Raw genomic sequence first — 22,426 nt, 5'->3', positions numbered from 1 at the left:
TACCTTAAGCTAACTCAACCTCTGAATCCCTGACTAAAGTACACTGACACAGTAACCTGTATTCAGTCGGACACAAAGCCAGAATCTCAAGTGTGCCTTTCTCATTCTCATGTACATCGCCGAGATGATCTATATTTGTGACCGGTTTTACGGCACAAGAACCACAAATGCCACGCATACAATTAAACGGAACACTTCTAAGCCCATCAAACTCAAACAATTCTGAAACAGGGGTTCCTGTTTCTGCTTCTATCGTTTCATCTGTGTCTTTAATAATTAGCTTAGGCACTGATCAACTCCTTATTAAATACACCATTAAGAACATGCTCAACGTCCTGAATATCAGACTCTAAATCAAAGGCATTATCATTGGCTAACCACACAAGACACGGGCAAGTGAACAAATCTTCCGTGGCCGGTAATTCTTGCCCCTCTTTCACTGTGACAAAATAATCAATCAAGGATGGAATACGTTTTAGCTTACCGTCACTGATGGCATCGACACCTGAAAATTTTGCAGTGTGTTTATTGACATGAAAATACACTCTACCCTGTTTAACTAGCTTCGAATCTAGTTCCGGTACTCTGTGTTCTGACACCAGTGAAGCAATCGTATCCAGCAAACTGGGAGAATAACAACTTTCAAATAATGATGGGGCAACACCACCGTGTATCCGTGTCGCAGCTTCAATCATTACCGGCCCTTTTGCTGGGCTCAGCATCAGTTCCATATGCACAAGTCCGTACGTAATATCGAGTGCTCTGGTGGCCGCAACAGCATATTCGCGAATTGGAGCTAAATCCGGGGCATAAGGATCCAATAGTTCCAGTCGATTATAAACAAATGGATTATTACCAGACTGACCTTTTACGTATTTACATATAGCCACTAAAGTGATTTGGTCCCCATTGACTATCAGATCTAAAACATACTCCTCGCCTTCAATAAACTCCTGAACAAGAAACTGATCATTTATTTTTCCTGTACTGTTTATTTTCCCCCAAGGCAGGGAAGATATCTTATTAATTACGTCATCTCTGCTATTGCAGAAGTAGACGTTTTCAGAACCTGCAGAGTTAACTGGCTTGATGATATACTTTTTGCATTTAATTTCATGAAGCTCATTAAGACCTTTTCCATCCATATCAACCAGAAATGTCTGAATATAGGCTAGTCCATGTTTTTTCAATGCATCTTGCATTTCATTTTTATTTCTTCTCAGACCGGTAGTCAAAGGTGAGTTTCCCGGTAAACCTAATTCACTGGCGAGCTTATCTGCCAGTTCAACACCTAACTCTGACCCGGCAATAACCGTATCGTACTTTTCATTCTGCAATGCATCAATTTCGAGATGGGATACATTATTATCATAGTTTTCGATGTTAATCGTATCCAGAATGCCTTTCGGATCATGCTCTGAATCAAAATACACATCGCATTGAATATTGTTTGCTTGCAGTTTCGGTCGGATCATTTTTCCGCTGGAAGCTGGGTTTACTATCAATACTTTACTTCTCATATGCACCTTCCAATGTGATTACTTTTTTGCTTCTAGTTAACAGCATGATGACAACAGCGGAGAAAACACCGACCAGTATCAGTGATATACCATAAGCTTGACTTGAGAATGAAAAGTAAGTCAACACCATAGTCACCAGCATTGGAATGGTTCCTGATACAATATAGAACAGATAATTAGAATGACTGATAGCACTATTAACATCACTTTGAGCAGCATCAGACTTCAATATTTCCGTTCTTGATGTAATTCTCACGGAATTAACCGCATAGCCGATGCAGAAACAGAAGAGTACCGATAAATACGGCATATCCATCAAGAAAAGCCCGATATCCCCTACCAGTAACAGTACCGCACTGAGTAAATAAACATGTTTATTCTGAGGAAGAAGTGCCGCACATAATGCGCCTATTCCAGCCAAACCTGATGCAAACCCCAGGATATCAGGCCCCCACTCTCTGAAAAGCTGATAATACACTGGTACGAAAGTGTTGAATGCACCGATGTGCAAACCGGTTAAAACCGACAAGGCAACCTGGATAATAAAACGTTCTCTTTTTCCTGAAAGTGCTTGCTGATTTTTTGCTTCAGTTTCTGTCTCTTCTTTATCAACATCAGAAACAAACAAATAGGATACTGATAATAAGACAGACATCACTGCTATGTAGTAAATGAAGCTTTCAAACCCCATAGCTTTGAGGTACCAACCCCCAAATAATGCACCGAAGAAAGTACCAAACTGAATGGTTGTTTGCAGCACCCTGGACGCCTTCGAGGCCTCAATCAGTTTTCTTTTCACAAAACTGGAGTTTTTCACTTCAAAGGTATTAATACTGCAAACCATATTACATGATGAAAAAACCGCAATCATAAAGATGATGTATATCAAGCCAGTGGCATTAAAATACAAGACGGTAGCCATGCAAGCAAAAAAGATAGCCCTGAGCGTTGTGATAGTGGATTTCTTGTAGAAGATATCTTTCTTTTTAATTATTTTACTAAGAATATAAGGCGTAACCGCTCCAATACTGACAATCATTCCCATATAAACAGTAGAACTTGTTATTTCAAGTATTTTCCAGATCATGACAATTTGAATTGACATATCAAGAAAAACAGAAAATGCAAGCAATAGATACGTTTTAAATAATGTTCTATTCATATCTTCCCTTTATCTTTAATTCAAAAAACACATGAACTGAGAACAACTCAGAAATGATTCAATTGCCATGTATTACCTCCTATGTAATAAGAAGATCTTACTGGATGGCTATTGAAAATATTGACTAAAGATAAAGAGCAATTCACTTTTTTCAGTGTGAAATTAACACCTGAAGTGTGAAATTGATTAAAAGCGGTAAACCTTTCATCTCCCTGAAAACGCATGGCTGACGGGAACAGAAGCCGGTTGCTGTGTTCGCCTTACACACAACAATCGGCCAGGCAGGAGAATCTGAATAATATAAAAGGTTCGTGGTTTAAACGGCGACCCGCTCAAACGCGGCCAGCGCTTCTTGCAAGTCTTCAACCGCCATGATTTCAATACCGGGAAGCGGGCGGCTCGCATTGGCTTTCGGGATAATCGCACGGGTAAAGCCTTGCTTTGCCGCTTCCCGAATCCGTTCGACTCCGTTCGCTGACGGGCGGATATCACCGTTCAGGCCGATTTCACCAAACACCAGTACATCCTGTGGGATCGGTGCGTTTTTGAAACTGGAGAATATCGCCAGCAAAACAGACAAGTCCGCCGAGGTCTCTTCGATCCGGATCCCGCCGACACAGTTTACAAAGATGTCCATGTCCGACAGCATCACACCACCATGGCGCGCCAGCACGGCAATTGACATCGCCAGCCGGTTAGAGTCATACCCCACGCTCAAACGGCGCGGTACTTCCGTCATCGACTGATTGCACAGTGCCTGAATCTCCACCAGCAAAGGGCGTGTGCCTTCCCAGAGTGTGGTACATACCGAACCTGCATGGTTTTTGTTAGAGCGGCTGAGAAATATCGCCGACGGGTTCTTGACCTGCTTCATGCCTGTTTCTGTCATAGCAAAGAAACAGGATTCAGAATCAGCACCGAAGCGGTTCTTCGAGGTGCGCAATACCCGGAATTTTTCATCCGAGGTCGACGAGAGTGCGAACAAGCCATCGACTATGTGAATCAGCTGCATCGGACCGGCTACATTCGAGTCTTTATTGATGTGGCCGACAATCATGAAAGTCACGCCTTCTGTCTTGGCAAAACGGGTCAGAGCCGCCGCCGACTCTTTGACCTGACTCGGGCTGCCCGCCGCCGATTCATTGTGCGCCACTGTCATGGTCTGGATAGAATCAATAATCACGAAGGAGACTTTCTGCTCAACCACGTGGTTGAGAATTTGCTCGACCGAGGTTTCAGCTACCACCTGTATTTTATCGATATTTGGTGTCGCAAGGCGCTTCGCCCGCTGCGAAATCTGGTGAATCGACTCCTCACCCGAGACATACAGCGCCTGACGGGATTCCGCAACCGCCCCGATGCTTTGCAGTAACAAAGTGGATTTACCGGCACCAGGATCACCGCAGAGTAAGAGCACGGATCCCGGCACGATACCGCCACCCAGCACGCGGTCAAGCTCTGAAATACCCGAGCTGAAACGCGGCAGATCTTTACTTTCGACATCCGACAACGTCTGCACTTTGGTCGACGAGCCGGCATAACTGCTGGCAGCTCCGCCATTTGCACTGCCAAGTGCTGACTTGGTTTTGGGAATGGTAAATTCAGTAATGGTATTCCAGGCGGCACACGCACTGCACTGGCCCTGCCAGCGTGGAAAATCGGCGCCGCAATCACTGCAGACGTAAGCTCTTTTGGTTTTCGCCATTGTATCCCTTTTGAGTCTTCAAGCCGTGACCAGAAAGGGCCACTCAGTGCAGGCGACAGCCAATCTGTGGCTAAGAAACAGACAGGACATGCGTCATGCCTGACTTTCCGCCTACAAGCTTATGACAATTCTTCGTTTTACTGCACAATAGGGATCATACCCGATAGAGACCTATTGCTAAAACCACTATGTTGCTGGATGAATACAAAGGACTGATAGAACAACTGCTCCCGGCTTATGACAGCGGGGATTTTAATGACTTGTTTCAGCACCTGACCGCGGATCTCAGTGGCCCGGTACGCTTACAGGTTAAAATGGAAATCAATCGCCTGATGGCCCCCTGCCGCCAGCCTGTTGATTTACGCGGTAAGGTCAGTGGCGAGTGTCGCCCCTACGACATGCACGGTATGACGCACTGGCTGGATGATGTGGCAATGAATGTCTATCGTCGCCGAATCAAAACCTATGGCGAACAATACCGGGTCGGCCTGTTTGAATCGCTGATGAATACCCGCAACAACTTCCGGGTTATGCAGCAGCAGGACACACAAGCTCCGCCACCAGAAGAAACGGCAGAAGCGCTGCCTTTTGGGGCCGAGCTGCTGCGTTTTGGCTACCACCTCAGCCGCAGCGAACAACGTATCCAGATCACCACACCGGTTGTGCTGACTCTGCCCTATTCACAGGAAGTGAACGGCACCACATCAGATATTTCGCCTTCCGGCGCACGCTTTCGGGTGTCTTCCGCCTTCCGCTACCATACCGGTCAGGTTGTCACCGCGTTTTTCCCCGAACTGGCCAAGCAACTCAAAGACGAGCGGCTCGTGCAGGGGATCAGCTACCGGATTCTGGGGGTATCACCCCATGCAGATAACGACAGCTATATCTGGCTGCGGCTGATGCTGATTGAATCCAGTGACGCCCTTAAAGAGGCGATTGAAGCCCGTCAGAAAATGGCGGCCAGCCGCTCGCGCCAGAACCATGAAGATAAAATTATTCAGTCGCGCACCCGGGGCTATGAGCACAGCTTCCTCAAGCATACCAGCAGCATACCGCTGTTTTTTGCCGGTAATGAGCTGAAGTATTGCCTGCAGACAGAGCATAACCGCCACCTGTGGGAACACTGGCATGACGAGCGTAATCAGTCGGTGATCAATCATCTGCTGTCTGAAGATCGTATCCGCACTCTGGGACAGGAAGGCCTGAGCCAGGGCAGTACGCTGATTTACAGCTTTACCCATCAGCACGAAGGCAAAACCTATTTTTATTCCGCCGCCTTGCCTGAGATGAGCGTGGAAGAGCGGCAGTTGTTCTGGCAAATCGGGGCAACAAGAGAAAGCTGGCGGGTTGTTCGCCTGACGCTTTACCCTATCAGCCAGGATGACAAAATCCAGCTGCAGGAAATCGCACCTGAGCTGCTGGAAACCCTCTCCAGTCTGACCCATATCGGGGTACTGCAGAATTTAACCAACAAGGATGGCCAGCACGACTATCGCCTGACAGAAAAACCGGCACTGCCCAGCAAGTACTTACACACATTCCGTCATCCGCGAAATCCCGTTTCCGGCTCGCGTGCCATTTACTTTGATCCCAAGCCACAGCGCAGCGAATCACGCTTTCTGTTCCGCACACCTGTCAGCCTGTCGCAGCCCACCGCTGCGGACAAAGAAGCCAGTATTCTCAGCGGAACCAGTATTGATGTCTCCACCCGCGGTCTGAACATTCGCCTGACTGAACCGCTGGATGCCAAGCGGGGTGATGTGCTGAAAGTCACTTTCGATGAACTGCTGAAAATGGCCAAAGATGCCCCGCTGAAACGCATTCCTTATCAGGTTGTCCGTTTGAGTCCCGACAGACGTAATGTGCAACTTGAAACCGGGCGGGGCGATGACGCCACACGCAGCGAACATTTTCTGCGACGGCTCATCAAGCACAACGAAGAGCGGCTGCCTGTCAGTGAAGAAATCATGCCTGCCGGTCCGCTATTGCAGGCCATGCACCAAATGCTGCTGACACGGCTCAACTGTTTGCCCTTCTTCTGCGAAAAAATTGATAATCAGGTAAAAGTACGCGCGTTGGGCGCTAACCAGCCACTGCCGGCGCTTGGTAAACTGATGATGGAGCTGGGTAATGGCAAGCAGATCAATCTGGCACCCATTTTCCAGAACAGGGTGAAAGCTTTGCTCAGCGAACCGATGCGCCCGATAACCGTCAGTGAGCCTTATGTACACGAAATGTATCTGGCGGTACTGCCTCAACCGCTTGGTCAGCCCAAAGTGCTCAGCAAGCTTTTCAGTGATTTTCCGACAGGCGACACCCGCCGCCGATTTGCTCAGCAGGCCAGAGAGCAAGGGCATTTTCTGGCGGTACGTATCACCACAGTCCCTATGCTGGATCCGACAACCGCACTGATCAGCCGGGAGCTGGCAGAGCTGTCCCGCCTGGCCATGCACCGCGCCAGAGCGCTGGAAAATGAGTTTACCTCGCTGATGGGATTCGGTGAGTTCTACGACGTGACCGATGAAGTGCTGCTGAGGCTGGGCCTGTAACGCGCATTAGGTTAAATGAGAGCACCAAAAACAGGTATTTCTGACAGGTTAATCTATCGGCCTCTCCCTCACAACAAGAATGCAGCTTCAACGTGTTTTGAGGGAGCAGGTCAGATCCGGGTTTACACACAGCTGAAAGGCAGGTTAAGCCCGCTCCTTGTCGGCCAGTTCGAAATGCGCCATCTGATCCGCATAGGCTTAAAGGCCGGACGGCTGGTTAAACGAACCACGTAGGCTTCCGAAGCCGGGCGGTTACTGACAGCACGCACTTGCGGTATACGCAGCACGTCAGCCATCAGCAGGTCCGCCGCCGTGAACCGATCGCCTGCTAGCCATTCTCGCTCGCTCAGCACACACTCGAGCTGCGCCAGACGCTTGCCCATCCACCCGGTAAGTTCATTGTCGCTATGACCGGAAATCGTCAGAAACCACCAGGGTACGCTGACCATTTCGATAGAGTTGAGCGCCGCAAATACCCATTGCAGCGTGTGCGCCTGACCAATAGCATCGCCCGGCATCAGCTTGTCAGATTGCTGCGCAATATGCATAAGGCATGCGCCACTTTCAAATAACTGCAGTTCACCGTCACTCAAAAACGGCACCTGACCAAAAGGCTGACGGGCAAGATGATTGGTCTCGCGGTCATCAAAGGGGATCGTTTGCACTTTGTATGACAGTCCTGCTTCCTCGCATGCCCATCGCAACCGCAAGTCACGCACGAATCCGCGTGGGCCTTCAGGTACCCAGTCTAACGTCCAGATAGTCAGCTCGCTCATTGTTCAGCTCTCCCGCTCAGTTGCCCAACCAGTAACATAGACTTTCACTGCATCAGGCTTTGTCACACCTGCCCAGCCTGATTCACTATGCCGCAGCCGGTTTATGATATTGATTTAATCAAGCTTAGCTTCAATATCCGCGGTGAGGTTTATCTGGGTAAGGAACTGGCAGCAGAATCATTTTAAAAGGACAACAATGCCTTGCTATTGTCCGAAAATGAATACGGGACTAATCTGTCTGAGGCAGTCGCGACGCTGTTTGGGCAGACGATACACAAAGCTGAGGCGACATTCCAAGCACAGTCAGACCAAGAATCGCAATGGCAGCTCCCAGCCATATTGTGGCATGCAGACTGAAGCCTGAATCCAGTGTCAGACCTGCCGCAAAGCTGCCGAACATAATCCCGGCGTTAATCACAGAAGCGTGCAAGGTATTGATAAAGGCCCGTTGCCCCTGTGGTAACGACATCAGTCGGCTGACCAGGGCCGGGTTGAGGCTCACCCCACAAAAGCCCAACAGTACCAGACAAATCACTGCTACCCAGCCAATGTCGGCAAACAGCGCAAACATCACAAAAACAGTGATCATAATAGCCAGACCGCTCATGATTGTTGCTTTAGCATGTTTCACAGCCAGGCCAGCAACGACATAGTTTCCAACCAGCATACACAGCCCGTAGGCCAAGAGTAACCAGGTAACAGCCCCTTCCGGCAGAGCCGCTAAATCAGTCAGAATCGGCACGATAAAGCTAAACGGCGCATAAACCGCACCAATCACACAAAAGCTGGTCGCAAAAACCCACCATAACCTCACATCCAGTACCCCTTTCAGCTCTTGCTTTAACGGATGTGAAGCTTCTGCTGGTAAAGACGGAACCGCCTTCAGCGTCAAGGCGGCACTGAACACTGCCAGTGCCACGACCACATAAAAGCTTTCACGCCATCCCCAATATTCTGCAATCAATTTTGCCAGAGGCAGGCCGACAATGGTGCCCAACATGATACCCGCCAGTACCATTGCAACGGCTCGCAACGTATCTTTGGGGGCAACCATCCTTGAACAAAGCCCAATCGATACCCCAAAGAATGCACCGGACACCATACCCGTAACAGCACGCGCCAGCATCAGCTGGCTATAGCTGTGTGCCAGAGCGCCAAACAGCTCACCCAGGATAAAAATGGTATACAGGCAAGCCAGAATCATGCGCGGCGGGAAGCGAGAAAGTGCAAGCATGAGGATTGGGCCGCCAATGGCCATACTGGCAGCAAAAGCTGAAACCAGATAACCGACCTCAGCAATTGAAACCCCCAGATCTGCTGCCAGCGCAGGCATAAAACCCAGCACCTGCAACTCGCAGGAAATCATGATAAAGATACCGAGACTAAGAAGGTAAATCCCTGAAGGTAGAGGAGATCGCATAAATTCATTCCAAATGACGTTTGAGATTCACCCAGTATCATTTATGACATATGATCGATAAACACTTTGAAATCATTTCACTAATGACTTAAATCATGAATGCTGATCTCAATGCCATCAGGCAATTCATTAAGGTGGCCGACAACCAAAGCTTCACCGTTGCAGCCACGCAGCTAGGTATCACGCAATCGGGTATTTCCAGAGCGATAAGCAGACTGGAAGCACAGTTGGGTGTTAAATTGTTGCACCGCAATACCCGCAGCCTGAGCCTGACCGCAGACGGTGAATTATTTCTGTTTCGCGTCCGCCCATTAATCTCCGGACTTTCTGATGCTCAGCATGAAGTGCAGCATCATGGCAATGCCCCCAAAGGCACGCTGAAAGTCAGTGCACCTTCCGCATTTGGACGGGCTATCCTGATTCCAATCGTCAGTGAGTTACTGGAATCCCATCCCCAGTTACACATCGAACTGGTTTTGACCGATCGAATAGTCGACATTATTGATGAGGGATTTGATGCGGTCATTCGCAGCGGCCCCGTTGCCGATGCCCGAGTAATAGCCAGGCGCTTATCGCCAGCCAATTGGGTCACAGTGGCCTCTGCTAAATACCTTGCCAGACGTGGCGTCCCAAAGTATATCAACGAGTTATCGCAACATAACTGCCTGAGAGTTCGTTTATCTTCAAACGGGCTGGTTAACCCATGGCGGTTTACAGATAACGGAAAACCCATCAGCATGGATGTGGGTGGGAATCTGATTCTTGATCACGGCGACCCTTTGGTTGAAGCCGCTGTCTCCGGCACCGGTATTGTACAGTTGCTGACTTTCTTCGTTCGGCCATATCTCGCCGACGGACGCTTACAGGAAGTACTCAGCCACAATGCACCGCCTCCTCAGCCGCTGACTTTACTCTACCCGCCATCACGGCAATACTCGGCCAAACTGACTGTGTTTCGCGAGGCGCTCATATCCCACTGGGGTGATCAGGAAGCAGGTACATGACGAGCAGGGGTGCTCCCGTTTGCTGAGGTGCAGGTCTACATTTTTCATATCATTTTATACTGTTGAGAACAGAGGAAGGTCATTGTCCATTTAAGTACATTGTTATAAGAAGACCTGCTGCAACCCAATCTCATGAGCAAAACCGCCGACCAGTACCTTGCTAATCCCCTGTTCGTTCGACTCAACTGACGCGGTAATGATTGACACACAGTCCATTGCCCTTCCTTGCTCGAAAGTAAAACCTTCCGAATATTTGCTACCAAGGTGCTTGGATAAATAGCAGGCTAAGGCGCCGCTGGCACTGCCGGTTGCGGATTCTTCCGGGATGCCAAACAAAGGGGCAAAGTTCCGACAGCTCGCAGTCAGGTCGCTGTCTTTCTCGCACAGTTCAAAAGCATGGAGACTGACAAGATCATGTTCTCTGCAAAAATCACTGAGTAAGTCTTCATTTACCTGGATTCTATCCAGATACCCCAATGGCACGGGAACAATCATATCTGGCAAGCCTGTTGAAATAACCTCGGCAGGTAACCCGCTTGACGCCAGAACTGTCGAGTCAATGCCAATTAACGCTGATATCGCCTCACAATCAAACACCCCAAGGTATTCAGGTAATTTCTGCGCCATAACGATATGACCATCAGGCTCTATAGTGACGGCAAGTAAACCTGCTTTAGTCCTCTGAACATATTGTCCATCGGTTACGATCCCTTTTTGATACATTGTTGAAAATGCAGCTAAGGTGGCATGACCGCAGAAGTCCACTTCATCCGTTGTGGTAAAAAAAGACAGCTCAAAATCGGCTTCGTCGTCTTGGGATACAAACGCCGTTTCTGAATAACCAACGGCTTTGGCGATGTTTAGTTTTTCTTCGTCAGAAAGATTATCTGCATGCAGCACTACGCCGGCAGGATTTCCGCCGGTGGTATTGGCAGTAAAGGAATTAACCAAATAAGCGTCAATTTTCATCGATTTTAATTTCTCCGTAAAATGTTGTTCCACAAAACGTTTATAAAAAGACATCCATTCTTGTGGAACCTATGTCGCGCTTGCGTTCGGTGTGCTTCTCGGCATTGTTTGATGCGCGCCCGGCACTCTTTGTCTGCTCAAAGAGTGCCGGGGAGTCCATGTAGCCTTATTAACTGACTGCCTCAAAGCGTATGAAGTACATTTCTAAATCCACATCAATGTCCAATGAAACGTCGTAACGGCTGCCTACTATATTTTTGACCGCTGAAACCCAAAACTTCAATGCCGCTTCATTTTCCTTTAGAACACGAATTTGCCACTTACCTGGATGATTAGCTACAACCGCTAAAAGCGCCTTTTTACCAACCCCCTTTCCTTTGAACTTACGCAATACGAAATACTGCTCAATATCAAAAATCTCTGGTTCAATCGAATAATTTCGAACTAATGCAAAGCCAGCAATTTCCTTATCAACATAAATAAAGTAAGGCACATGACTAGCTTCTTTCCAGTACGAATCCAACGTCTCAGAATTGAACGTATACAATCCTTCTGAATTTGGCCCCCACCCCATAAACTCTGACATATCATAGACATAATAAGAGAAAAGATTCTCCAATATATTACGCGAACCCAGGTCTATTTGTTTGAGAGATACTTCCATATTTCCTCTTGCCGGCTACTGCCCCTCTGAAGCATTTGTTATTTTATACTGCTGCCGAGCTTTTATAGTAGTAGCGATAATAGCCAATTAAGTTACTAAAAATAAAGAGAACTTCCATCAAGACGGCGGTTGGTGAGCCTACAACATAATTATGTATAAGCCAAAGAGCTGTACCGACAATCATAAACTCTCTTAAACGACGGTCATCTTTATTAAACGCAGCGATCGATTGAAAAATGGATGCAAAACAACTAATTACACTGGCTAACCCAGAGTAGGTTACAACAGTCGAGATAACTGATGCAGTGCAGAATAGATATTTGAGCTTTGGCGAAGTGGAAAATACGCTCACCAAATATCGAATGGTAGCGATAACCATTAGACTTGCTGCAGTCCATTGCTCAAGCAGAATAAAATGACTGGAAATCAACGTTCCAGCGAAGAACAGACAAGTTACAATTTTTCGCCTGTCTTTGAATTGGAATGACATCAAATCAAAGCAAATAGCCACAGCAACTAAGACTTGAGATAGGAAAAATGGTGTCACTAAACCTCCTGTAAATATAACGAATGACATGGACTGCCTCTCATCAGGCTTTGCCACACTAGGTTAGTCTGACTACAAATCGCCGGAGGCCACCATGCCACAACCCGTCTATGGCATTGATTCAGCCAAATCATAACTTCAGTATCCGCAGTGAGTAAACCAAGGCAAGACTTTGATTCAAAATCAATAATGCAAAAAACCTCCCGATTCTGGCCAATATCCCACTGTGTTCCTTTAGGTACGGGCGCCAAAAACGATCTCAAGGATGCCGTCGTAAGTTGCGCTACTTATACCTGCCCTTCAACACACTTCGTCCGGATCAAATCAGCCAACCAGTAAGCGATTTTGCTTCTGCATCGTGACCGTGATCATTGAGTCTACAAACAAACAGCATTGCTGATAGCCGAAAAAAGCGAAACCGACCGATTTCGCTTTTTCCATTGTTTCAGAATCACCTACCAGCCGATTTTCTGCGGCCAGAGTGAAGCGGAAAGAATACACAGCACGCCGCCGAGATCGGCGTAGCGGACGGCGGCTGGTGCGGCTGCTACCACTTTGGGTTTGGCATGGTAAGCGATACCCAGCCCGGCAGCGGCCATCATCACCAGATCATTGGCGCCGTCACCGACCGCAACCGTGTTGTGCCTGGCGATATCGTATTCTTCTGCCAGCTCGCGCAGGATATCGGCCTTGGTTTGTGCATCAACCACGCTGCCGAGTACCTGACCGGTTAGTTTACCGTCAACGATTTCCAACTGGTTGGACTGGGCGTGAGTCAGGTTCAGCTCGTCTTTGAGATAATCAGAGAAATAGGTAAAGCCGCCGGAAGCAATCGCGGTTTTCCAGCCATAATGGTGCAGCGCCATCACCAAATCGCGCATTTCCGGCATCAGAGGCAGCTGGTTGCGAACCTGCAGCAGAATGTCAGCACTGGCGCCTTTGAGTGTGCCGACGCGCTGGCGCAGGCTCTGTTCAAAATCCAGCTCCCCCTGCATGGCTCGCTCAGTCACTTCCGCCACCTGCTCACCGACACCGGCCAGTTTGGCAATTTCATCAATACATTCGATTTGAATCGCCGTGGAGTCCATATCAAACACCACCAGACCCGGCTCGGACAAATCCGGCAAGTCTTTATAATGGGCGTAATCAATCTTATTGGCGTCCAGCGCACTGATCAGGGTGTCGGACAAGGGATTGGTCAGCAGCAGCACATCGTACTCGCCCACCTTCCAGGCGGCCACCGGCGACAGGCTCTCACCAGTCTGGGTTTCAAGACGATCGATACGATCTGTGGTCAGAGATTTACTGTAAATCACTGAAGCCACGTGTTTAACATCCAGATTACTGCTGGCAACACAGTCTGGAAAGCGGGTATGAAGCGAAGTATGTTTTTTTATGGTCAGCACTGTATATCACATCCCTGTAAAGGCGTATTCAACTCCCTTCAAAGTACCCTATTGCAATTTGTCAGGGCAAGTCCCAATATTGCTCAGTTAGCCTTATCGAAGAAGTCACGACTATGTTTAAGTTCAAAACTGTACGCATGCAGCGTATCTGGCAGTTTCTGGTATTAGCCGTTAGTTTTGCCGGCTTGATTACCATGCTGGAGTACGGCGCCCGGCTGAATCAGAACAACTTCAACATGCTGAGTGAGCAGACGCAGTCGCTGTCTCGCATTATCGCCCGTCAGGCGGCCAGCACAGCAGCTGGCGATATTCTCGACAAACAGCAGGACAAGCTGCAGGATCTGGTCAACCGTATTTCCGATGAACCCCTGATACTGGACGCCAGTATTTATGATCTTGAAGGTGTTCCGCTGGCGCAAACCGAAGATGCGATGCCGCTTGAGCAGGTGTCCGGCCTGACCACCCCTCTTTCTACTGCCAGTATCGGCCGCCAGCAACTGGTTCAGCCTGTGATGACCGATGAGGGGCAAGTGGTCGGCTTTATCCGCCTGACGCTGGAACACGGCAAACTGGTCCAGCACGCCGCGGATCAAATCGACACTATGACAAACACGGTGCGGGGCATGCTGCTGGTTGCGCTGTTCATCGGTTTTATTCTGGCTTATACCTTCGGGCGCCGAAAAGACGTGTGGCATTTCCCCTTCCTGCTGACGGCCAACGCCAAGGATTAGGTATTCTCTCCGATGCGGCGAAAGCGCTTGCAGAGCTGCATTGTCCCACGTGGTATGAGCAAAAAAAAGACGACCATGCGGTCGTCTTTTGCTTTGAGTCAGAGGCCGAAGCCTCTTTTGCGCGTCCGCCTGTCTCCACAAGCGTAGACTCAAACTCAGGCGTCTTTATCACCCAGCAGGACAGATTCCAGGGCGATTTCCATCATCTCTAAAAACGTGGTCTGACGCTCATCAGAAGTCGTCGCTTCGCCACGCAGAATGTGGTCAGACACAGTACATATGGTCAGGGCTTTGGCACCGAATTCCGCCGCCACACCGTAAATCCCTGCCGCTTCCATTTCCACACCCAGAATGCCGTACTTATCCATGGTCTTGAAGAAGTCGAAATCCGGGTTGTAAAACAAGTCGGCTGAGAACAGGTTACCAACTTTGACTTCAATACCTTTGGCTTTGGCGGCATCCACGGCATTTTTTACCATGCCAAAATCAGCAATGGCCGCAAAATCGTGACCACCAAAACGGATGCGGTTCACTTTAGAGTCGGTCGAGGCTCCCATGCCGATCACCACATCGCGCAGATTGACGTCATCACGCACGGCACCACAGCTGCCGACACGGATGATTTTCTTCACGCCGAAGTCTTTGACCAGCTCAGTGGCATAGATAGAACAGGATGGAATGCCCATACCGTGGCCCATAACAGAGATCTTGCGACCTTTGTATGTGCCGGTGTAACCGTACATATTGCGCACATTACAGACTTCTTTCACCTCTTCCAGGAAAGTGTCTGCGATGAACTTGGCACGCAACGGGTCGCCCGGCATCAGAACCACGTCGGCAAAATCACCCATTTCAGCGTTAATATGTGGAGTAGCCATCTGTTCGCTCCTTAAATTTGTTGAGTGCCTCATCCATTATGGATGAAGCAGTGGCGCATTCAGCGTCAAACCTCACCACACTGCAGTGCGGTTACAGAAAAGATTTGCCGTAATCCATTGCCGTGGTACCGAAGTAGCTCGCCAGACTCTGGCCGATATCGGCAAAGGTGTCGCGGCGACCCAGTGAGCCAGCCGGGATCTTAGGACCACTCACCAGCACAGGAATGTGCTCACGGGTATGATCTGTGCCCGGCCAGGTTGGATCACAGCCGTGATCGGCCGTGATGATCAGCACGTCGTGTTCTTTCAGCTGCGACAGCAGCTCAGGCAGGCGACGGTCAAAATATTCCAGCGCGGCGGCATAACCGGCCACATCGCGGCGGTGGCCGTAGGCGGAATCGAAATCGACAAAGTTAGTGAACACTATGGTGTTGTCACCGACTTTTTCCATTTGTGCCAGGGTGGCATCAAACAGAGCTTCCAGTCCGGTCGCTTTCACTTTCTGGGTGATACCGCAATGGGCATAAATATCGGCAATCTTACCGACAGACACCACGTCACCTTGCTTCTCTTCCACCAGTTTTTGCAGCACAGTAGCTGACGGTGGCTCAAGAGACAGATCACGGCGGTTACCGGTACGTTCAAACTGGCCTTTACCTGCGCCGATAAACGGACGGGCAATCACGCGGCCGATATTGTAGTCTTCCAGCTCTTCGCGCACGATCTCGCACAGCGTCATCAGGTTATCTAGGCCATAAGTCTCTTCATGGCAGGCAATCTGGAACACAGAATCTGCCGAGGTATAGAAAATCGGCTTGCCGGTTTTCATGTGCTCCTCGCCCAGATCGTCCAGTACCTGAGTACCGGAAGCATGGCAATTACCCAGGTATCCCGGCAGTTGTGCACGTTCGACAATGCGATCCAGCAGCTCCTGCGGGAAACTGTTGCTGGTGTCGCTGAAGTAACCCCAGTCGAACAATACCGGCACACCGGCGATTTCCCAGTGGCCAGACGGGGTGTCTTTGCCAGATGAGATCTCAGCAGCGTGACCGTAGGCGCCGGTGATCTCAGCCACAGGATCTAAGCCTTGCGGGAATTCACCGCAGGACTCTTCCGCTGCCTTACCCAGACCCAGTCGGGTCAGGTTTGGCAGGTTCAGCAAACCGCTCCGTTCGGCATTGTCGGCACGGCCTTCAGCACAGGCTTTGGCAATATGGCCCATGGTGTTCGCACCCACATCGCCGAATTTGACCGCATCTTCAGTGGCACCCAAGCCAAAAGAATCGAGTACCAGGATAATTGCTCTTTTCATCATTGCTCCAATTTAGACATCTTCAGCACGGATGCGACGGTATACCTCTGGTGTCGCCGCCGGTGCCTGCTCAGTGACTGTGACAGCCTGACGAACAGCATTCGCAGCGTCCTGCCATTGTGCTTCATTGCGGGCATGGATAACGGCCAGCGGGGTCTGCTTATCAAGCGTCTGACCCAGACGTATCATGTCAGTCAGACCCACCGCATAATCAATACTGTCAGAAGCCACTTTCCGGCCACCGCCCATGCTCACCACGGCCATGCCCAGTGCGCGGGTATCCATCGCCCCGGCAAAGCCGCTGGTTTCAGCAAACACAGGTTTGATGATCTCTGCATTCGCCAGATAATTATTATAGTTTTCAACAAAATCAGCCGGACCACCCAGGCCGTGCACCATTTTGCCGAACCGCTCTGCCGCTGCGCCGTTGTCCAGCACCGCTTGCAACTTAGCACGGGCTTCGCTTTCGTCTTTGGCCAGGCCTGCGTTCAACAGCATGTCTGCACACAGCGCCATAGTGACTTCAAACAAGCGCGGATTGCGGTATTCGCCGGTCAGGAACTGGACGGCTTCGCGCACTTCTACTGCGTTACCGGCACTGGAAGCCAGTATCTGGTTCATGTCGGTCAGTAAGGCGGTGGTTTTGGTGCCAGCACCGTTGGCCACGGCCACAATGGATTTCGCCAGTTCTTCCGAAGCCTCATAAGTTGGCATGAAAGCGCCTGAACCCACTTTGACGTCCATCACCAGCGATTCCAGACCTGCGGCCAGCTTCTTCGACAGAATAGAGGCAGTGATCAGTGAGATATTATCAACCGTGGCGGTAATATCGCGGGTGGCATACACTCGCTTATCAGCCGGTGCAAGATCACCGGTCTGACCGATAATGGCCACGCCTGCACTTTTGGTAACCTGACCGAACACCTCGTTCGACGGCATGATGTTATAGCCCGGAATGGATTCCAGTTTATCCAGCGTGCCGCCGGTATGGCCCAGACCACGACCTGAAATCATAGGCACGAAACCGCCACAGGCGGCGACCATGGGGCCGAGCATCAGTGAGGTCACATCACCCACACCGCCGGTGGAGTGTTTGTCGACAATCGGGCCGCCAAAGTTCATGTGATCCCAGTTCAGCACCATGCCTGAGTCGCGCATGGCACAGGTCAGTGCAACCCGCTCATTCATGGTCATGTCGTTGAAGTACACCGCCATCGCGAAAGCTGCGATCTGGCCCTCAGACACAGTGTCTTTGGCGATGCCCTGAATAAAGAAGTTAATTTCGTCTTGGGTGAGTGCGATGTTATCGCGCTTCTTGCGGATAATTTCCTGAGGTAAATACATAGGATGCCTCGACATGGCTGGGGAGAGACAATAACGCCCGGCAGACCAAACAGCGTCAGCAGCACGAGCAGACAGGCGCGGTCTTTCCCTTTATTTGGCAGTTTCCTGTGGCAGCCCGTTGAGCCGGCTGCCACAGATCAGGTTCAGAATCGGTCAACCGATACCTGTGGTATCAGTAACCGCCTTCTGCGGCTTTCTCGCCTTCACCCAGCGTATTGAGCAGGTTTGCCAGCAAGCTGGATGCACCAAAACGATAGTGTGCGCTGTCTGCCCAGTCGGCACCCAGAATACGATCAGCCATCGCCAGGAACTGCTGTGCGTCTTCAGCGGTACGTACACCACCGGCAGGCTTAAAGCCTACGCTGTTCTGTACGCCCATGTCTTTGATTACCGTCAACATAATCTCTGCCGCTTCAGGCGTTGCGTTCACTGGTACTTTGCCTGTTGAGGTCTTGATGAAATCCGCACCGGCTTTGATAGAAATTTCAGAGGCTTTGCGGATCAGTGCCGGCTCTTTGAGCTCACCGGTTTCAATAATCACTTTCAGCAGAATGTCACCGCAGGCGGCTTTACACTGTTTAACCAGCTCAAAGCCCACTTCCTCGTTACCGGCAATCAGGGCGCGGTACGGGAACACCACATCCACTTCATCTGCACCGTAAGCAACGGCCGCTTTGGTTTCAGCAACGGCAATGTCAATGTCATCGTTGCCGTGCGGGAAGTTGGTCACTGTAGCAATACGAACATCCGGCGTGCCCTGTTCGCGCAGCTGCTTTTTGGCAACCGGAATAAAACGCGGATAAATACAAATCGCCGCGGTATTTCCGACAGGGGTTTTCGCGTTCTTACACAGTTCGATCACTTTCGCATCGGTATCGTCATCGTTCAGTGTGGTCAGGTCCATCAGTTTTAACGCACGCAGTGCAGCCGTTTTTAAATCGCTCATGACTTTCTCCAGTCGATTATGTTCTACCAAGTGTTCTGTTCACTTTGCCCACTCAGACAGTAGTAACTCTGCCGATTGTAGCCTCAGAGAAACAGAAGCGGACTTGATTCCATGAAGACTCAGGCCCTTTACAGCGTGCCCGATCGACGTCCTTTTCACCGCGCAAGGTGGCATCACCTTGCCAGCCATTCATTTTTGCATCCTAATTCACAGAATTATCAGGATACTTACACGCAGATATCATCAACCTGCGATTCAACGCAGCCATTTTACCAAGGAGCTCAGAGGCAAACCATACAATAGACGTTTCCCAGGGTGGATAATGTGTTGATTCAGCACGCGGCTATCGTCATCTATCCGTCCGGATCAATTCTGAACCTTGTTCAGGAAAAGAAACGTTCAATCAGCCATTGATACAGCTGCCCGCCGATATACACACCGACAATGCCCATCACCCCGGATAACACAGGGGGAGCCGGAATCGGCAGTTTAAGCGCGGAAAACATCAGCCCAACTATCACACCTGCCAGTAAAGCCACTATCACGTCATGCATGCTATCACTCCAGTCGTTGTTACCAGACTGGGAGTGCGATGCAATCCGGTCTGGAAATACTCACAGAGTGTAGACCGCAGAAAACCAAGTGTCTGCTGACCCCTTAAGCATGCGCGTACCGCCTGAGTGAAGGAAGAGTCAATTGACGGTTTTTACCGGCTTTTACTGAAAATGATTCAGATAGTTACTGATTCTGTTGACTGCCGCCAGTGTCAGCGGCAAAGAAAATGCGAGGCGAAAAAAAACGCCACAGCTAAGCTGTGGCGTTTTCAAACTGACGGTTTCTGACTGAATTACAGTGACAGGAACAGACCTGCAATCGTTGCAGACATCAGGTTAGACAGCGTACCTGCGGCAACGGCTTTCATACCGAAGCGGGCAATGTCGTGACGACGGCTTGGTGCCAGACCGCCCAGACCGCCCAGCAGGATAGCGATAGAAGACAGGTTTGCGAAACCACACAGTGCGAAAGAAATGATCGCTTTGGTCTTCTCAGTCATCGCTACACCAGTTTCAGCAACCAGCAGACCACCATCAGCCACATCTTTCAGGTACGGCGTGAAGTTCAGGTAAGCCACGAACTCGTTCACGACTATTTTCTGACCGATGAAAGAACCGGCAACCTGTGCTTCATTCCAAGGCACACCAATCAGGAAAGCCAGCGGCTGGAAGACATAACCCAGGATCAGTTCCAGCGTCAGCTCAGGCATACCGAACCAGCCGCCAAACCAACCCAACATACCGTTGATCAGAGCAATCAGACCGATGAACGCCAGCAGCATCGCACCGACGTTCAGTGCCAGTTGCATACCGGAAGAGGCACCCGCAGCCGCTGCGTCAATGACGTTAGCAGGCTTGTCATCGTGACCTTCATCATCTTTATCAACGCCCAATTGATCCAAAGGCGTTTCTGTTTCAGGTTTGATGATTTTCGCAAACAACAGACCACCCGGTGCCGCCATGAAAGAGGCTGCAATCAGGTATTCCAGCGGTACACCCATAGAGGCATAACCGGCCAGTACACCACCGGCAACAGACGCCAGACCACCACACATCACAGCGAACAGCTCAGACTGAGTCATCTTAGGTACAAACGGACGCACAACCAGCGGTGCTTCAGTTTGACCCACGAAAATGTTCGCTGTTGCAGACATGGATTCGGCACGGGACGTTCCCAGTGCTTTCTGTAGACCACCACCCAGAATGTTAATCACAAACTGCATGATACCCAGATAGTACAGTACGCTGATCAGTGCTGAGAAGAACACAATAACCGGCAGCACTTTCAGGGCGAAAACGAAACCGCCGCCACCGAAGACTTCAAACATCTTGCCTGATACCAGACCGCCGAACAGGAAAGAAATCCCCTGATCGCCGTAACCGATCACACTTGCAACGAATTGTGATGCACCATACAGTACATCACGGCCTACCGGCACATACAGTACGAATGCGCCGAAAAAGAGTTGAATGGCAAACGCGCCACCCACAGTACGTAAGTTAATAGCTTTACGGTTATCAGACAGCAGCACAGCCACAAGCAGCAGTACAACCATCCCAACCAGGCTCATAAACACGCTCATAGTTTATGGCATCCCTATAGTTAAATTTTGGCGTCTCGACAATTCGGCTCTCTCAAGAGTCGGGCGCATTATACGCATGGCAACTTACAGCATGTAATGCACACATCACACTTTGATTGGAAACCGAGTGAAAGATGAACATCAAGTGTGATAGAGGTCACACCAAGTCACCGCCTGATGGATAAAGAAAAGCCAGAGAAATGTCAAAATCATCAAGTTTGAGAAGGCAGTGCAAACAAAACTTCTGCATTTTTGCTAGTAGCAGCAGCAAGTGCCGCCAATGATTCTGACCTCAGTTCAGCCAGAGCCGCCAGCACTAACGCCACTCTGTCCGGCTGATTCGGCTCTCCCTGGTAACCGGCCAACGGCATATCTGGCGCATCGGTTTCCAGTAACATCGCATCGAGAGGTAACTGAGTCATTGTAGTTCGAGTTTTGTTCGCTCTGCGATAGGTGATCGTACCACCGACGCCAATTTTGATACCTAGATCAAGAAGTTGAGACGCTTGCTGCAAACTACCACTGAATGCATGATAAACCCCTCCCCGAATTGGCGGGCAAGATTTCAGGCATTGCATCAGTTCAGGGAAAGCTTTCCGGCAGTGAAGTATCACCGGCAGGTTAAATTGATTGGCTAATTCCAGTTGCCTGATCAGCCAGCCCTTTTGCTGCTGTCTGTCTGCATTCGGGATAGCAAAATCCAGCCCGCACTCCCCGACAGCCACACAGCGGTTGCCCGTCTCCTGACTGACCTTTTTCAGCCTGTTCTCAAGCTGGCTCAGTGTGTCGGCATCATGCTCGGAAGCAAAATACGGGTGCATGCCCAGCGCATAGAAGAGTGCCGGCTGTGCAGGGGATGCCGTGCGGGCACACAGTGTCTGAATGGGCTGCCAGTTTCGCGCCCCCACCGATGGGATCACGATATGGCTGACGCCAGCCTGCCCGGCCTGTGCCAGATAGGACTCTGGATCAGCGGCAAACGGCGGAAAATCGAAATGGCAGTGACTATCTATCAGCTGCACCTGAGGTATCCTTTTTCACTGACTGACACGCTCTTGCCCTGGCAGCGCGCTGCGCCGGATGACGGGCATCGTCTTCATCATAGCGGACGGGTGCACAGCAGCGCCGGTTTTCCGGCACAAAGCCCATACGCTCGCACCAGGCATCATAGTGAGCCAGCCAACGGCGGATCAGAGTTAACACAGTGCTCTCCTCCTTGCAGTTCAGATTCAGACAGCCTGCATGATTATGTCAGGAATAGTTTGAATACTGAACAGTATCATTCCTGAGCTGCGTGACATCAAGCAAGCGAAGAGACATGATGTCAACCGAACAAAAAAAAGCCCCTGAAATCAG

Annotated in this window: 21 protein-coding genes; 3 read left to right on the top strand and 18 right to left on the bottom strand. The window is 50.0% G+C overall.

What is annotated here, in order from left to right:
* Nucleotides 1–4: 4 nt before the first annotated feature.
* The 4 genes from KCG43_RS00105 to radA all read right to left on the bottom strand — a co-directional run bounded on the left by KCG43_RS00105 (nucleotide 5) and on the right by radA (nucleotide 4,387).
* Entirely contained in the window at nucleotides 5–289 is a 285-nt protein-coding gene (locus tag KCG43_RS00105; protein WP_120511573.1) for a 2Fe-2S iron-sulfur cluster-binding protein, read from the bottom strand.
* On the bottom strand, nucleotides 282–1,520 hold the full coding sequence (locus tag KCG43_RS00100) for an ATP-grasp domain-containing protein (protein ID WP_218382689.1): 1,239 nt from the start codon (nucleotides 1,518–1,520) through the stop codon (nucleotides 282–284). Before KCG43_RS00100 ends, KCG43_RS00105 begins: the two co-directional genes overlap by 8 nt.
* Nucleotides 1,510–2,682, bottom strand: coding sequence for an MFS transporter (locus tag KCG43_RS00095; protein ID WP_218382688.1), 1,173 nt, complete (start codon nucleotides 2,680–2,682; stop codon nucleotides 1,510–1,512). The genes KCG43_RS00100 and KCG43_RS00095 overlap by 11 nt, the downstream gene beginning before the upstream one ends.
* 316 nt (nucleotides 2,683–2,998) lie before the next feature.
* Nucleotides 2,999–4,387 (bottom strand): DNA repair protein RadA, encoded by a 1,389-nt coding sequence (gene radA, locus KCG43_RS00090; protein WP_218382687.1) that lies wholly within the window; start codon nucleotides 4,385–4,387, stop codon nucleotides 2,999–3,001.
* Nucleotides 4,388–4,575: 188 nt separating this feature from the next.
* Between radA and KCG43_RS00085 the strand changes: the two genes are divergently transcribed.
* Nucleotides 4,576–6,936, top strand: a complete 2,361-nt coding sequence (locus tag KCG43_RS00085; RefSeq protein WP_218382686.1) for a PilZ domain-containing protein — start codon at nucleotides 4,576–4,578, stop codon at nucleotides 6,934–6,936.
* Nucleotides 6,937–7,058: 122 nt separating this feature from the next.
* On the opposite strand, the gene KCG43_RS00080 is transcribed toward KCG43_RS00085, so the two are convergent.
* Nucleotides 7,059–7,712, bottom strand: coding sequence for a glutathione S-transferase family protein (locus KCG43_RS00080; RefSeq protein WP_218382685.1), 654 nt, complete (start codon nucleotides 7,710–7,712; stop codon nucleotides 7,059–7,061).
* Nucleotides 7,713–7,941: 229 nt separating this feature from the next.
* Complete coding sequence (locus KCG43_RS00075; RefSeq protein WP_218382684.1) at nucleotides 7,942–9,132, bottom strand: MFS transporter; 1,191 nt, start codon at nucleotides 9,130–9,132, stop codon at nucleotides 7,942–7,944.
* Between the two features lie 95 nt (nucleotides 9,133–9,227).
* Between KCG43_RS00075 and KCG43_RS00070 the strand changes: the two genes are divergently transcribed.
* Entirely contained in the window at nucleotides 9,228–10,136 is a 909-nt protein-coding gene (locus KCG43_RS00070) for a LysR family transcriptional regulator (protein WP_218382683.1), read from the top strand.
* 102 nt (nucleotides 10,137–10,238) lie between these two features.
* Here KCG43_RS00070 and KCG43_RS00065 read toward each other — a convergent pair whose 3' ends face one another.
* From KCG43_RS00065 to serB, 4 genes are all read right to left on the bottom strand, one after another.
* On the bottom strand, nucleotides 10,239–11,159 hold the full coding sequence (locus KCG43_RS00065) for a PhzF family phenazine biosynthesis protein (RefSeq protein WP_370630646.1): 921 nt from the start codon (nucleotides 11,157–11,159) through the stop codon (nucleotides 10,239–10,241).
* A 115-nt stretch (nucleotides 11,160–11,274) separates the two neighbouring features.
* A complete protein-coding gene (locus KCG43_RS00060) occupies nucleotides 11,275–11,769 on the bottom strand; it encodes a GNAT family N-acetyltransferase (RefSeq protein ID WP_218382682.1) in 495 nt (164 codons plus the stop codon).
* 43 nt (nucleotides 11,770–11,812) lie between these two features.
* Nucleotides 11,813–12,316 (bottom strand): YgjV family protein, encoded by a 504-nt coding sequence (locus tag KCG43_RS00055; RefSeq protein ID WP_192015628.1) that lies wholly within the window; start codon nucleotides 12,314–12,316, stop codon nucleotides 11,813–11,815.
* A 455-nt stretch (nucleotides 12,317–12,771) separates the two neighbouring features.
* The gene (gene serB / locus KCG43_RS00050; RefSeq protein WP_192015627.1) at nucleotides 12,772–13,722 is read right to left on the bottom strand and encodes a phosphoserine phosphatase; all 951 of its coding nucleotides are present in this window, start codon (nucleotides 13,720–13,722) and stop codon (nucleotides 12,772–12,774) included.
* Nucleotides 13,723–13,835: 113 nt separating this feature from the next.
* Between serB and KCG43_RS00045 the strand changes: the two genes are divergently transcribed.
* Nucleotides 13,836–14,453: a YtjB family periplasmic protein gene (locus KCG43_RS00045; protein WP_192015626.1), complete on the top strand. Its 618-nt coding sequence runs from the start codon at nucleotides 13,836–13,838 to the stop codon at nucleotides 14,451–14,453.
* A gap of 155 nt (nucleotides 14,454–14,608) precedes the next feature.
* Here the strand turns inward: KCG43_RS00045 and deoD are convergent, their stop codons facing one another.
* From deoD to KCG43_RS00005, 8 genes are all read right to left on the bottom strand, one after another.
* On the bottom strand, nucleotides 14,609–15,331 hold the full coding sequence (gene deoD, locus KCG43_RS00040; RefSeq protein WP_192015625.1) for a purine-nucleoside phosphorylase: 723 nt from the start codon (nucleotides 15,329–15,331) through the stop codon (nucleotides 14,609–14,611).
* A 91-nt stretch (nucleotides 15,332–15,422) separates the two neighbouring features.
* The gene (gene deoB, locus KCG43_RS00035; RefSeq protein WP_218383261.1) at nucleotides 15,423–16,643 is read right to left on the bottom strand and encodes a phosphopentomutase; all 1,221 of its coding nucleotides are present in this window, start codon (nucleotides 16,641–16,643) and stop codon (nucleotides 15,423–15,425) included.
* Nucleotides 16,644–16,655: 12 nt separating this feature from the next.
* On the bottom strand, nucleotides 16,656–17,987 hold the full coding sequence (gene deoA, locus KCG43_RS00030; protein WP_218382680.1) for a thymidine phosphorylase: 1,332 nt from the start codon (nucleotides 17,985–17,987) through the stop codon (nucleotides 16,656–16,658).
* 172 nt (nucleotides 17,988–18,159) lie between these two features.
* A complete protein-coding gene (gene deoC, locus KCG43_RS00025; protein ID WP_192015623.1) occupies nucleotides 18,160–18,933 on the bottom strand; it encodes a deoxyribose-phosphate aldolase in 774 nt (257 codons plus the stop codon).
* Nucleotides 18,934–19,316: 383 nt separating this feature from the next.
* Nucleotides 19,317–19,487 carry a XapX domain-containing protein gene (locus KCG43_RS00020; RefSeq protein ID WP_192015622.1) on the bottom strand — a complete coding sequence of 57 codons (171 nt, stop codon included), beginning with the start codon at nucleotides 19,485–19,487 and terminating at the stop codon, nucleotides 19,317–19,319.
* 293 nt (nucleotides 19,488–19,780) lie between these two features.
* Nucleotides 19,781–21,070, bottom strand: coding sequence for a NupC/NupG family nucleoside CNT transporter (locus tag KCG43_RS00015; RefSeq protein WP_192015621.1), 1,290 nt, complete (start codon nucleotides 21,068–21,070; stop codon nucleotides 19,781–19,783).
* Between the two features lie 212 nt (nucleotides 21,071–21,282).
* Nucleotides 21,283–22,092: a TatD family hydrolase gene (locus KCG43_RS00010; protein WP_370630645.1), complete on the bottom strand. Its 810-nt coding sequence runs from the start codon at nucleotides 22,090–22,092 to the stop codon at nucleotides 21,283–21,285.
* A complete protein-coding gene (locus KCG43_RS00005) occupies nucleotides 22,076–22,273 on the bottom strand; it encodes a hypothetical protein (RefSeq protein ID WP_218383324.1) in 198 nt (65 codons plus the stop codon). Before KCG43_RS00005 ends, KCG43_RS00010 begins: the two co-directional genes overlap by 17 nt.
* Nucleotides 22,274–22,426 lie beyond the last annotated feature (153 nt).

Source organism: Photobacterium sp. WH24, from assembly GCF_019204055.1.
GTDB lineage: Bacteria > Pseudomonadota > Gammaproteobacteria > Enterobacterales > Vibrionaceae > Photobacterium > Photobacterium arenosum.
This window is presented reverse-complemented; position numbering and strand designations above follow the sequence as displayed.

Coding starts and splice junctions, on each gene's coding strand:
- deoB (WP_218383261.1), bottom strand. CDS start 16,643: ATGAAAAGAGCAATTATCCTGGTACTCGATTCTTTTGGCTTGGGTGCC.
- KCG43_RS00015 (WP_192015621.1), bottom strand. CDS start 21,070: ATGAGCGTGTTTATGAGCCTGGTTGGGATGGTTGTACTGCTGCTTGTG.
- KCG43_RS00095 (WP_218382688.1), bottom strand. CDS start 2,682: ATGAATAGAACATTATTTAAAACGTATCTATTGCTTGCATTTTCTGTT.
- KCG43_RS00080 (WP_218382685.1), bottom strand. CDS start 7,712: ATGAGCGAGCTGACTATCTGGACGTTAGACTGGGTACCTGAAGGCCCA.
- deoC (WP_192015623.1), bottom strand. CDS start 18,933: ATGAGCGATTTAAAAACGGCTGCACTGCGTGCGTTAAAACTGATGGAC.
- KCG43_RS00100 (WP_218382689.1), bottom strand. CDS start 1,520: ATGAGAAGTAAAGTATTGATAGTAAACCCAGCTTCCAGCGGAAAAATG.
- radA (WP_218382687.1), bottom strand. CDS start 4,387: ATGGCGAAAACCAAAAGAGCTTACGTCTGCAGTGATTGCGGCGCCGAT.
- KCG43_RS00020 (WP_192015622.1), bottom strand. CDS start 19,487: ATGCATGACGTGATAGTGGCTTTACTGGCAGGTGTGATAGTTGGGCTG.
- KCG43_RS00065 (WP_370630646.1), bottom strand. CDS start 11,159: ATGTCTTTTTATAAACGTTTTGTGGAACAACATTTTACGGAGAAATTA.
- KCG43_RS00075 (WP_218382684.1), bottom strand. CDS start 9,132: ATGCGATCTCCTCTACCTTCAGGGATTTACCTTCTTAGTCTCGGTATC.
- KCG43_RS00070 (WP_218382683.1), top strand. CDS start 9,228: ATGAATGCTGATCTCAATGCCATCAGGCAATTCATTAAGGTGGCCGAC.
- deoD (WP_192015625.1), bottom strand. CDS start 15,331: ATGGCTACTCCACATATTAACGCTGAAATGGGTGATTTTGCCGACGTG.
- KCG43_RS00085 (WP_218382686.1), top strand. CDS start 4,576: ATGTTGCTGGATGAATACAAAGGACTGATAGAACAACTGCTCCCGGCT.
- KCG43_RS00060 (WP_218382682.1), bottom strand. CDS start 11,769: ATGGAAGTATCTCTCAAACAAATAGACCTGGGTTCGCGTAATATATTG.
- KCG43_RS00045 (WP_192015626.1), top strand. CDS start 13,836: ATGTTTAAGTTCAAAACTGTACGCATGCAGCGTATCTGGCAGTTTCTG.
- deoA (WP_218382680.1), bottom strand. CDS start 17,987: ATGTATTTACCTCAGGAAATTATCCGCAAGAAGCGCGATAACATCGCA.